Source organism: Plantactinospora sp. WMMB782, from assembly GCF_049179135.1.
GTDB lineage: Bacteria > Actinomycetota > Actinomycetes > Mycobacteriales > Micromonosporaceae > Plantactinospora.
In genome coordinates, this window is sequence record NZ_JBMHMC010000010.1 from 1 (window position 1) to 11,621 (window position 11,621).

The following is an 11,621-nucleotide window of genomic DNA, read 5'->3' on the forward strand; positions in this document are numbered from 1 at the left end:
CACGCGCTCTTCGTGCTCTACGTCAGCACCGAACTGGGACTCTCCCCCGGCCTGCTCGGGCTGGTCATCGGGGTCGGCTCGATCGGCGCACTGCTCGGCGCGGCGGTCACCGGCCGGCTCGTCCGCCGGTTCGGCATCGGCCCGACCGTCCTGGTCAGCTTCGTGCTCTTCCCGGCTCCGCTGGTGCTGGTGCCGCTGGCCGGCGGCCCGACCCCGGTGGTGCTGGGCGCGCTCTTCGCCGCCGAGTTCCTCGCCGGGCTCGGCGTGATGATGATAGACATCACCGTCGGCTCGCTACAGGTCGCGGCCACCCCGGAGCGGCTGCTGGCCCGGGTCACCGGGGCGAAACGCACCGTCAACTACGGCATCCGGCCGATCGGCGCGCTGCTGGGCGGCACCCTGGGCGCGGCTCTCGGGGTACGCCCGACGCTCTGGATCGCCACCGTCGGGGCAATCACCGGGCTGTTCTGGATACTGCCCACCACGATCCCGAAGCTGCGCGAACTGCCCGAGCCGGACCACTCCGCCGCCGGGTGACAGCGGTCGATACCCTGCGCCAGGACGCGACCGTCCGAGCCGACGCGCGATGGGAGCCGGGGATGAGCGACGCTGGTGAGCGGCTGGCCGCCGCACTGCGCCGGGTACAGATGCGCTGGCGGCTGGCCCGCCGACCGATCCGGCTGGTGGTGCAGGCCGTCGCGCTCGCCGCCCTGGTGATGGCCGGCTTCACGTTCCTGAGTACCAACAGCGAGATCAACGAGACCGCGGCCTCGATCCTGGTCGCCGTGGTCTTCGGCGCGATGACCGTGTTGCAGCAGCGGCAGTCGCAGCGCCGGCAGTACACGGTCGGCCTGATCACCGCCTTCCAGAGCGCGGAGACGCTCAGCCAGGCGGACGTCTGGATGGCCCGCCGGATCAGCGCACACCAGCCGGTCGGCGCCGACCTGACCGACGACGACGAGCAGCACGTCCTCCCACTGCTCGACTACTACGAGTTCCTGGCGGTGCTCGCCGTACGCGGCCTGGTGGACGTACCTCTGCTACTGAATCTGCGCGGCGGCACCATGACCCGGTGCTTCGAACTGTGCCGGGGATACGTGCAGGACCGCCGGGTCCTGACCGGCAACGAGATCTACCAGGCGCTGGAGTTGCTTGCGACCGAATACCGGCACCGGTTGCGACGACCCCGGTCGGCACCGGGCCAGCGGTCCACCGAGCCGGCGGGCCCGGCACCGGCCGCGCCCTTCGGGGCGGAATCCGATCCGGATACGCCGTTGGCCGGGTCCCCTGTGGTGGGGACCCGGCCAGCGGATGGCTCTGTCTGCTCTTAGCTGTTGTTCCAGGCTTCGGCGACGAGGTCGGCTGCCTGGTCCTCCCACTGCGCGTACGCCTGCGGGAACGCCGACACCTGCACCTTCTGCGCCGCCACGGTCAACGGCAGATCCCGCCAACCATCAACCTGGCGCAGGCCCTTCAGGAACGCGGTCGTCGCGTACTCCGGATCGGTGATCTGCTCCACCGAACCCCAACCCGACGACGGACGCTGCTGGAACAACCCCTGCGAGTCATGATCATTCCGGTCACCCAGATGACCCAGATTCTCCAACTTCGACTCCTGCAGCGAGGTACCCACCGCGATCACCGCGGCACGCTCGTCCATCCCCGCCTTCTTCGTCGCCTTCACGATCGCCCGCACATTCCCGGCCTGCTCGGCCGACAGGTCGATCCGCGACTGCTCACCCTGCACACCACGCGGCACCAACCGGTCCCGCGACGGCTTACCCTTACGATCCTTCTTGTCGCTCTTCTTCTCGCCCTTGTCGCCCTTGTGGTCCTTGTCGGCCATCACCGACTGCGACACCGGCGAACCGACATGCTCCGGGGCCGCCTGCGCCGCCACCGCCGGACCGGCCACAGCGCCACCGACGAACGCCAGACCAGCCACACCCAGAGCACCCTTACGAACGATCGACGTCTTCTCGATGGCCGGAAGCCACCGACTGAACAGCATCGTGTTCATGATGGTCGTCCTTCCAATCGGGGATGAGCACCCACCAGGGGGACGGCAGGCGCCATTGGAAACACAAAGCCCAAAAAGATCGGTCCGGCCGGACTACCAGCCGCCGCGGGGGACACGGCGCTGCCCGTACTCAACCGAACACCGTATGTAACGACCGGTGGCCCCGGATCATTCCCGCCGGCCAGCCATCAGCCCAACTCTGCCCAGCTCACGGGCGGTGCTACTCGGCCGTACGCGTAACGTAACGACCGACCCCCCGCCAACATTCCAGCCGGACCGCCTCGATCACCACCCCGAACCAGACATCCGAACACACCCCCCACGACCGGCCACGGGCCGGGCGAGTTGTCCGGACGGAGACTGTCGAGCTGCCCCGCCCACGCGCCCACCAGACCAAACCAACGCCCGGAATGTCGCGCCCCGTCCACGCACCCAGCTCGACAGTCCCCGCGCGAGGTATGCCCATGGCCCGGCTGCGGTGGGTACCGACGGAGGATGATCGCCTGCTCACCGTCGGCGCCCTCGGCTGCCATCCCGCGCCCGGCGCTGCGGTCACATCGATATCTGTTTATTATCGGAGCGTGTTGACCCGTACCGTGACCTCAGCACTACTGGCCGCCTCCGTCACCCTGCTCGGCACCGGCGTGGCAGCGAACGCCGACGAGATCCGGCAGTTCCGGGGTGAGGGCTACAGCAGCATGGGGCTCGCCTACGACTGGGCATACGGCCAGGCACTCGGCAGGGCCCGCGAGGCCGGTTTCACCGACTGCGATGTGATCGACAGCTACGTCTCGCCCGGCGGCTACGAGGCGTGGGTGTTGCTGGAGTGCGATCGCTGACCGGCGAGGCTGGCGACACCGGCAACGATCACCGGCCAGGCCGGTGGCGGTTGCGGCGGAGCGCTCAGCCGGTGAGGGCGGCGGGGTGCGAACCGCCGACGCCCGGCCGCCGACCTCAGCGGCTCTCCGGCGCCTCCGCCGGGTTCAGCGGCCCTCCGGCGCCTCCGCCGGGTTCAGCGCCGCCACGATCGCCTCGGCGGTGCGCCGGCCCACCCCGGGCACCTCGGCGATCTCGTCCACCGTCGCCGCCGAGAGCCGCTTCACCGAGCCGAAGTGCCGCAGCAACGCCTTGCGGCGTACCTCGCCGAGGCCGGGGACCTGGTCGAGGCCGGAGACGGTCATCCGCTTGGAGCGCCGTTGCCGGTGGAACGTGATGGCGAACCGGTGCGCCTCGTCCCGGACCCGTTGCAGCAGATAGAGCCCTTCCGAGGTGCGGGGCAGGATGACCGGGAACTCGTCGCCGGGCAGCCACACCTCCTCCAGCCGCTTGGCCAGCCCGCAGAGCGCGATGTCGTCGAGGCCCAGCTCGGCGAAGACCTCGGCCGCCGCCGCGACCTGCGGCTGCCCGCCGTCCACCACCACCAACTGCGGCGGGTACGCGAACTTGCGCGGCCGGCCGGTGGTCGGGTCGATGCCCGGCCGGTCCGGGTCGGAGGCCATCTCGTCGCCGATCTCGCCGGTCTCGCCCCTGGCCTGGAGGTAGCGGGCGAACCGCCGCCGCAGCACCTCGGTCAGTGCCGACAGGTCGTCGGTGGCGCCGCGCACCACGAACCGCCGGTACTCGCTCTTGCGGGCCAGCCCGTCCTCGAAGACGACCATGCTGGCCACCACGTCGGTGCCCTGGATCTGCGACACGTCGTAGCACTCGATGCGCAGCGGCGCGCTGCGCAGCCCGAGCGCCTCGGTGATCTCGTCCAGCGCCTCGCTGCGGGTGGTCAGGTCACCGGCCCGGCGCAGCTTGTGCCGGGTCAGCGCCTCGGCGGCGTTCCGGGCCACCGTCTCCAGCAGCGCCTTCTTGTCGCCGCGCTGCGGCACCCGCAGGGCCACCTTGCTGCCCCGGCGCGCCGACAGCCACTCGGCGAGCGCGTCGACGTCCGCCGGCAGCGCGGGCACCAGCAGCTCGCGGGGGACGTCGGCCTCCCCCTCCGCCTCCCCGTAGACCTGGGAGCAGAAGTGGTGCACGAGATCCCCGGTGGTCAGGTCCTCGACCTTCTCCACCACCCAGCCGCGCTGGCCGCGTACCCGGCCGTCCCGGACGTGGAAGACCTGGACGGCCGCCTCCAGCGGATCCTCGGCGAAGGCCACCACGTCGGCGTCGGTGCCGTCGCCGAAGACCACTGTCTGCTTCTCCATCGCCCGGCGCAGCGCCGCGATGTCGTCGCGCAGCCGGGCGGCCCGCTCGAACTCCAGCGCCTCGCTGGCCTCGCCCATCTCGCGTTCCAGCCGGCGGACCATCTGGTCGGTGCGGCCGGCCATGAAGTCGCAGAACTCGTCGACGATGCCGCGGTGCTCCTGCGCCGAGGTCCGGCCGACGCACGGCGCCGAGCACTTGCCGATGTCGCCGAGCAGGCAGGGCCGGCCGATCTGGGCCTGCCGCCGGAAGACCCCGGCCGAGCAGGTCCGGGCCGGGAAGACCCGGAGCAGCAGGTCGAGGGTCTCGCGGATCGCCCAGGCGTGCGAGTACGGCCCGAAGTAGCGCACCCCCTTGCGCTTGGCGCCCCGCATCACCTGGAGCCGGGGGAACTCCTCGTCGAGGGTGACGGCGAGATAGGGGTACGACTTGTCGTCCCGGTACCGCACGTTGAACCGGGGGTCGTACTGCTTGATCCAGAGGTACTCGAGTTGCAGCGCCTCGACCTCGGTGCCGACGGTGACCCAGTCCACGCTGCCGGCGGTGGTGACCATCTGCTGGGTGCGCTGGTGCAGGTTCCACAGGTCGCCGAAGTAGGAGTTGAGCCGGCTGCGCAGGCTCTTCGCCTTGCCGACGTAGATCACCCGGCCAGTCGGGTCGCGGAACCGGTAGACCCCGGGCAGGTCGGGAATCGTGCCCGGCGCCGGGCGATAGGTAGCGGGATCGGGCACGGCGCCAAGCCTAGACCCCGGCTGGGACAACGCCCGGCGCGCTGCGGCACCGCCTGGGACAACCCGCGGCGCAGACGGAGACGACGACGCCCGGCACCGCGCGGCGGCGGACAGCCGCACCGCGGCACCGGGCGCTCCGGCCCGGATCAGGCCAGCACGATGTTGTCCCCGTCGACGGTGACCTTCTTCTCCGGCAGCGGCTTGTTGGCCGGGCCACCCTTGGGCGAACCGTCCGCCACGGAGAACTTGCTGAAGTGGCAACTACAGTTGATCGTGCCCCCGTCGACCCCGGTCACCGGGCACTGCTGGTGTGTGCAGATCGAGCTGAAGGCCTTGAACTCGCCCTCGGTCGGCTGGGTGACCACGATCTGCTGGTCGGCGAAGATCTTGCCGCCGCCGACCGGGATCTCGCTCTTCTTGGCCAGCGCGGCGGTGCCGCCCTCGGCCGGAGCGCTCGCCGAGCCGCTGGGTGCCGGAGCGCCGCCGGACGGGCTGCTTCCGGTGCCGTCGAGGGCGTCGTCGTCGCCGGTGCCGCAGGCGGCCAGCACCACCGACACGCCCACCGCACCCGCACCCGCCAACAGCGCCCGGCGGGTCTGCGTGCCCGGCCCGGTCAGTTCGTCACTCATACCTAGCCTTCCTCTTCGGCGCCGCGCCCTGGTCGTCCGCGGCCACGCCCGAAGACACGGATATATCCACCAACCGGTTCAACCGGGACCGGGGTCAGGACTTTCCGGTACGCCGCCCACCCGCCGCCGTGCTCTTCGCCGCCGCCGTGCTCTTCGCGGCCGGGACCTTCGCGGTCCTGCCCGCGCGGGTGGCGGCGCCCTTCACGGTACCGCCGCCGGACCGGCCGTTGCCGACCTTCGCGGTACCGTCGGCCGCTCCGGCCGGGCGGCCGTTCTCCCTGCTGGTGCCGGTGTTCGCGGCGGTGCCGTTGGCCCTGGCGGCCCGGACGGTCGCCGCGCTCGCACCCCGGGGCGGCCCGGTCAGCCCGAGCACCGGCCGGAGGTACTGGCCGGTGTGGCTCTCCGGCACCTCCGCCAACTCCTCCGGGGTGCCGGCGGCCAGCACGGTGCCGCCGCGGTGCCCGCCCTCCGGACCCATGTCGACGAGCCAGTCCGCGGTCTTGATCACGTCCAGGTTGTGCTCGATGACGATCACCGTGTTGCCCTTGTCGACCAGGCTGTCCAGCACCCCGAGCAGCTTGCGGATGTCCTCGAAGTGCAGCCCGGTGGTCGGCTCGTCGAGCACGTACACCGTCCGGCCGGTGGAGCGCTTCTGCAACTCGGAGGCGAGCTTGACCCGCTGCGCCTCGCCGCCGGAGAGGGTCGGTGCCGGCTGGCCGAGCCGGACGTAGCCGAGGCCGACGTCGACAAGGGTCTTCAGGTGCCGGTGGATGGCCGGGATCGCCGAGAAGAACTCGGCCGCCTCCTCGATCGGCATCTCCAGGATGTCGGAGACCGTCCGGCCCTTGTAGTGCACCTCCAGGGTCTCCCGGTTGTACCGGGCACCCTTGCAGACCTCGCACGGCACGTAGACGTCCGGCAGGAAGTTCATCTCGATCTTGATCGTGCCGTCACCGCTGCACGCCTCGCACCGGCCGCCCTTGACGTTGAAGGAGAACCGGCCCGGCCCGTACCCCCGGACCTTCGCCTCGGTGGTCTCGGCGAAGAGCTTGCGGACGTGGTCCCAGACCCCGGTGTACGTCGCCGGGTTCGACCTCGGGGTCCGCCCGATCGGCGACTGGTCCACCCCGACCACCTTGTCGACGTTCTCGATGCCGGTGATCCGGGTGTGCCGTCCCGGCACCAGCCGGGCCCCGTTGATCTGGTTGGCCAGCACGGCGTAGAGGATGTCGTTGACAAGTGTCGACTTGCCGGAGCCACTGACCCCGGTGACCGCGATGAACTGCCCGAGCGGGAACGGGACGGTGAGGTTGCGCAGGTTGTGCTCGCGGGCGCCCTGCACCACCAGCTCCCGGCCCGGCGTCTGCGGCCGGCGCCCCTGCGGCGTCGGGATCGACCGGCGGCCGGAGAGGTACGCCCCGGTCACCGACTCGGTGTTGGCCAGCAGCTCCGGCACCGAACCGCTGTGCACGATCTTGCCGCCGTGCTCGCCGGCCCCCGGCCCGATGTCGACGATCCAGTCCGCCGTCCGGATGGTCTCCTCGTCGTGCTCCACCACGATGAGCGTGTTGCCCAGCCCCTTGAGCCGGACCAGCGTCTCGATCAGCCGGTGGTTGTCCCGCTGGTGCAGCCCGATCGACGGCTCGTCGAGCACGTAGAGGACCCCGACCAGGCCGGAGCCGATCTGGGTGGCGAGCCGGATCCGCTGCGCCTCGCCGCCGGAGAGGGTGCCGGCCGGCCGGTCCAGGGAGAGGTAGTCCAGGCCGACGTCGACCAGGAAGCGCAGCCGGGCGTTGATCTCCTTGAGCACCCGCTCGGCGATCATCTTCTGCCGGTCGGTCAGGGTCATCCCGCCGAGCAGTTCGGCGCACTCGCCGACCGAGAGCGCGCAGACCTCGGCGATGTTCCGGCCGCCCAGGGTGACCGCCAGCACCTCCGGCTTGAGCCGGCTGCCCCGGCAGACCGGGCAGGGCACGTCGCGCATGTACCCCTCGTACTTGTCCCGGGACCAGTCCGACTCGGTGTCGTTGTGCCGCCGCTCGATCCACTGCACCACGCCCTCGAAGCCGGTGTAGTAGGAGCGCTCGCGGCCGTACTTGTTGCGGTAGCGCACGTGCACCTGGTCGCCGGAGCCGTGCAGGACGGTCTTCTGCGCCCGGGACGGCAGTGCCCGCCACGGGGTGTCCAGGTCGAAGTGCTCGGCGTCGCCCAGCGCCTCCAGCAGGCGGAGGAAGTATTCCTGGGTCTGCCCGCCGGCCCACGGCGCGATGGCACCCTCGCGCAGGGTCCGCTCCGGGTCGGGTACGACGAGTTCGGCGTCGACCTCCTTCTTGGTGCCCAGCCCGGTGCACTCCGGGCAGGCGCCGTACGGGGCGTTGAAGGAGAAGACCCGGGGTTCGAGGTCCTCGATCGCCAGCGGGTGGTCGTTGGGGCAGGCCAGGTGCTCCGAGTAGCGCCGTTCCCGGGCCGGGTCGTCCTCCGGCAGGTCGACGAAGTCGAGCAGCACCAGCCCGCCGGAGAGCCCGAGCGCGGACTCCACCGAGTCGGTGAGCCGCTGCTTGGCGCCCGCCTTGACGGTGAGCCGGTCCACCACCACCTCGATGGTGTGCTTCTCCTGCTTCTTCAGCTTCGGCGGCTCGGTCAGCGGGTGGACCACCCCGTCGACCCGGGCCCGGGCGTATCCCTTGGCCTGGAGTTCGGCGAAGAGGTCGACGTACTCGCCCTTGCGGCCGCGGATCACCGGGGCGAGCACCATGAACCGGGTGCCCTCCTCCATCGCCAGCACCCGGTCGACGATCTGCTGCGGGCTCTGCTTGGAGATCTTCTGGCCGCAGACCGGGCAGTGCGGCTCGCCGACCCGGGCGAAGAGCAGCCGGAGGTAGTCGTAGACCTCGGTGATGGTGCCGACCGTCGAGCGCGGGTTGCGCGAGGTCGACTTCTGGTCGATCGAGACCGCCGGGCTGAGCCCCTCGATGAAGTCGACGTCCGGCTTGTCCATCTGGCCGAGGAACTGCCGGGCGTACGACGACAGCGACTCGACGTAGCGCCGCTGGCCCTCGGCGAAGATGGTGTCGAAGGCCAGGCTGGACTTTCCGGAACCGGAGAGCCCGGTAAAGACGATCATGGCGTCGCGCGGCAGGTCGAGGTTGACGTCGCGCAGGTTGTGTTCACGCGCGCCACGGATGATCAGTCGGTCGGCCACTGTCCGCGCACTCCCGGGGAGGAAAAGTATGTTCTGTCCGATTTGCTGGCGCAGAGGAGCGCCTCGGCCACTCTAGCCCCGGGGTACGACAGTTTCCCGCGCCGCCGAATTCCCGCAGCTCAGCCGCGGCACCGCCACCAACCGACCGCGACCGAGCGCTGACTCACCGCCCCGGGCGACCCCGACTCCGCTGCTCCCTGCGAATCCGCTTCCATTTGTACCGCTCCTCGGCGGCCAGCCGCGCGTCCCGTCGGCGTGTCTCGTACGCCACCTCGCGCTGGAGCTTCTGCCAACTCTCCCAGCGCCGCGGGCTCAGCTCGCCGGTCTCCAGCGCGACCTGGACCACGCACCCCGGCTCGCCCCGGTGCGCGCAGTCGGCGAACCGGCAGGCCGCGACGAGTTCCGCCACGTCGGCGAAGGCCCGGTCCAGCCCGGCCGCCGCGTCCAGCAGACCCACCGCCCGGACCCCCGGGGTGTCCAGCACCGCTCCCCCGCCCGGGATCGGGATCAACTGCCGGTGCGTGGTGGTGTGCCGGCCCTTGCCGTCCACCCCGCGTACCCCCTGTGTCGTCATCACGGTCGCCCCGGCCAGGGCGTTCACCAGCGTCGACTTGCCGGCACCGGAGGGCCCGAGCAGCGCCAGCGTGCGGCCGGGCGCCACCTGCGGGCGCAGCTCGGCCAGCCCGGTGCCGCGCTGCGCGCTGACCGGCAGCACCGGCACGCCCGGCGCGGCCCGGCCGAGCTGGTCGGCCATCGCCGCCGGGTCGGCGACCAGGTCGCACTTGGTGAGCACCAGCAGCGGGGTGGCGCCGGACTCCCAGGCCAGCGCGAGCAGCCGCTCGATCCGGGCCACGTCCGGCGACGGGTGCAGCGGCTCGACCACCGCCACGGCGTCCGCGTTGGCCGCCAGCACCTGACCGGTCGAGTCCTTGTCGGCGGTCCGCCGCACGATCGCGGTACGCCGGGGCAGCACCGCCTGCACGGTCAGCCGCCGGTCCGGCCAGTCCCGGACCAGCACCCAGTCCCCGGCGCACGGCAGGTTCGCCGCGTCCCGGGCCGCCGCGACCAGCAGGCCGCCGCCGAGACTGGCCCGCAGCGGCCCGCTCGCGCAGAGCACGGTGCAGATGCCCCGGTCGGCCCGGACCACCCGGCCGGGTCGAAGGTCGTCGCCGCGTTCGGGGTACGCCGCGGCCAGTGTCGCGTCCCAACCGAGGGACGCCAGATCGAAGGTCATCTCAACCCTTGTCGTCAGAGGTGGATTCAGCTGTCGAATCCAGAAGTGGAAACGGTGACAACGCGCACGTCGTCCGGCATGCCTCCCACCTCCTCACGCTCGCGGGTGTGCCCTCTCGCACGGCAGTTCCCGGTCCTCGAACGGTAGGTGCTGGTCCGGTCGGACCGAAAGCCAATTCCGCTCCGCCACTCCCGGCCGAAGGCGTCCCGGCCCGTCCGACCGCCGACCGCTATCGTCGTGAGTCGTGACACTCGACCCACTCGCGCTGCTGCCCGAGGTGGACCGGGCGACCGAGCGGCTGTTGCGGACCGTCGACGGGCTCGACGACGCGGCGACCGGCGAGCCGTCCCTGCTCCCCGGCTGGACCCGGGGCCACGTGCTCAGCCATCTCGCCCGCAACGCCGACAGCCTGGTCAACCTGCTGACGTCGGCGCGTACCGGTGAGGACGTCCCGCAGTACCCGAGCCCGGCGGCCCGGAACGCGGACATCGCGGCCGGCTCGGCCCGGCCGGTCGGCACCCAGCTCGCCGACCTGCGGGACAGCGCCCGGCGTCTCGCCGAGGCGGCCGGCGAGCTGCCGGCACCGGCGTGGGCCGCCCAGGTCCGTTCGACCCGCGGGCTCCGCCCGGCCGCCACCCTGGTCTGGGCCCGGCTGCGCGAGGTGGAGGTGCACCACGTGGACCTCGACGCCGGTTACCGGACCGCCGACTGGCCGGACGCGTTCGGCCAGCGGCTGCTGCACGAGGTCGTGCACGACCTGGCCCGGCGGGACGACCCGCTCGCCCTGGTGCTGGTGCCGGCGGAGACCGGGCAACCGCTGACCGTGCACACCGGCCGGGGCCTGCCGGTCGGCGTGCCGGCCGCGGACGACGGCCCGGAACTGCGCACCGTCACCGGCCCGGCGCACGAGCTGGCAGGCTGGCTGACCGGCCGGAGCGGCGGCGCCGGCCTCGTCGTCACGCCCGCCGGGCCGCTGCCGGCACCTCCACCCTGGATCTGAACCCGCCGGCCCGCCCCCTCGGCGGGGCGACCCGACTTCTGATTCGCCCCGCCTTTCGACGGGAACGATCCGACCCGCCCGACCCTGATCCGCCGACAACCCGGAGGCACCGAAGATGAGTTACACCGGCAACGTCGCCGCCGACGGCCCACCCGACGTACGCGAGCTCCGCGGCCTCACGGTCAGCAAGCTCTCGGTCGGTCCGATGGACAACAACGCCTACCTGCTGCGCTGCACCGCCACCGGCGAGCAGGTCCTGATCGACGCGGCAAACGAGGCGCCCCGGCTGCTGGAACTCGTCGGCGAGGGCGGGCTGGCCGCCGTGGTCACCACGCACCGGCACATGGACCACTGGGTCGCCCTGGAGGAGGTGGTGGCGAGCACCGGGGCCCGGTCACTGGTGCACGACGCCGACGCGGACGGCCTGCCGATCGACTCCGAGCCACTCGCCGAGGGCGACCGGGTCCGGGTCGGTGACCGCGAACTCGAAGTGATCCACATCGTCGGGCACACCCCCGGCTCCGTCGCGCTGCTCTACCGGGACGAGGTCGACGGGACCCACCTGTTCACCGGCGACTCGCTCTTTCCTGGGGGTCCTGGGAGGACAACTAACCC

Annotated in this window: 9 protein-coding genes and 1 pseudogene; 5 read left to right on the top strand and 5 right to left on the bottom strand. The window is 71.7% G+C overall.

The window, feature by feature from the left end; genetic code table 11:
- Positions 1-537, top strand: a 537-nt coding sequence (locus ACN28A_RS38980) for an MFS transporter (RefSeq protein ID WP_421404921.1), incomplete at its 5' end; no start/stop codon positions are given.
- A gap of 62 nt (positions 538-599) precedes the next feature.
- On the top strand, positions 600-1,331 hold the full coding sequence (locus ACN28A_RS38985) for a DUF4760 domain-containing protein (RefSeq protein WP_421404061.1): 732 nt from the start codon (positions 600-602) through the stop codon (positions 1,329-1,331).
- Here the strand turns inward: ACN28A_RS38985 and ACN28A_RS38990 are convergent.
- Positions 1,328-2,020: a hypothetical protein gene (locus tag ACN28A_RS38990; RefSeq protein WP_421404063.1), complete on the bottom strand. Its 693-nt coding sequence runs from the start codon at positions 2,018-2,020 to the stop codon at positions 1,328-1,330. The two genes, ACN28A_RS38985 and ACN28A_RS38990, sit on opposite strands and share 4 nt — an antisense overlap.
- Before the next feature lie 464 nt (positions 2,021-2,484).
- Between ACN28A_RS38990 and ACN28A_RS38995 the strand changes: the two genes are divergently transcribed.
- Positions 2,485-2,859 carry a hypothetical protein gene (locus tag ACN28A_RS38995; protein ID WP_421404065.1) on the top strand — a complete coding sequence of 125 codons (375 nt, stop codon included), beginning with the start codon at positions 2,485-2,487 and terminating at the stop codon, positions 2,857-2,859.
- Positions 2,860-3,003: 144 nt separating this feature from the next.
- Here the strand turns inward: ACN28A_RS38995 and uvrC are convergent, their stop codons facing one another.
- The 4 genes and pseudogenes from uvrC to rsgA form a co-directional block, all read right to left on the bottom strand.
- The gene (gene uvrC / locus ACN28A_RS39000) at positions 3,004-4,941 is read right to left on the bottom strand and encodes an excinuclease ABC subunit UvrC (protein WP_421404067.1); all 1,938 of its coding nucleotides are present in this window, start codon (positions 4,939-4,941) and stop codon (positions 3,004-3,006) included.
- 146 nt (positions 4,942-5,087) lie between these two features.
- Positions 5,088-5,570, bottom strand: a complete 483-nt coding sequence (locus ACN28A_RS39005; protein ID WP_421404069.1) for a Rieske (2Fe-2S) protein — start codon at positions 5,568-5,570, stop codon at positions 5,088-5,090.
- Between the two features lie 250 nt (positions 5,571-5,820).
- A pseudogene (uvrA, locus tag ACN28A_RS39010) lies at positions 5,821-8,772 on the bottom strand (excinuclease ABC subunit UvrA); the annotation flags it as partial.
- Positions 8,773-8,935: 163 nt separating this feature from the next.
- Positions 8,936-10,006 (bottom strand): ribosome small subunit-dependent GTPase A, encoded by a 1,071-nt coding sequence (gene rsgA / locus ACN28A_RS39015; protein WP_421404071.1) that lies wholly within the window; start codon positions 10,004-10,006, stop codon positions 8,936-8,938.
- Between the two features lie 244 nt (positions 10,007-10,250).
- Here rsgA and ACN28A_RS39020 point away from each other — a divergent pair, with 244 nt between their 5' ends.
- Together ACN28A_RS39020 and ACN28A_RS39025 are read left to right on the top strand one after the other, a co-directional pair.
- Complete coding sequence (locus ACN28A_RS39020) at positions 10,251-11,006, top strand: maleylpyruvate isomerase family mycothiol-dependent enzyme (RefSeq protein WP_421404073.1); 756 nt, start codon at positions 10,251-10,253, stop codon at positions 11,004-11,006.
- A gap of 115 nt (positions 11,007-11,121) precedes the next feature.
- Positions 11,122-11,621 (top strand): MBL fold metallo-hydrolase (locus ACN28A_RS39025; RefSeq protein WP_421404922.1); only part of this gene is annotated, 500 nt, incomplete at its 3' end.

Excerpts from the sequence above, each read along its gene's own strand:
- ACN28A_RS38985 (WP_421404061.1), top strand. The coding sequence starts at position 600 with ATGAGCGACGCTGGTGAGCGGCTGGCCGCCGCACTGCGCCGGGTACAG.
- ACN28A_RS38990 (WP_421404063.1), bottom strand. The coding sequence starts at position 2,020 with ATGAACACGATGCTGTTCAGTCGGTGGCTTCCGGCCATCGAGAAGACG.
- ACN28A_RS38995 (WP_421404065.1), top strand. The coding sequence starts at position 2,485 with ATGGCCCGGCTGCGGTGGGTACCGACGGAGGATGATCGCCTGCTCACC.
- ACN28A_RS39005 (WP_421404069.1), bottom strand. The coding sequence starts at position 5,570 with ATGAGTGACGAACTGACCGGGCCGGGCACGCAGACCCGCCGGGCGCTG.
- rsgA (WP_421404071.1), bottom strand. The coding sequence starts at position 10,006 with ATGACCTTCGATCTGGCGTCCCTCGGTTGGGACGCGACACTGGCCGCG.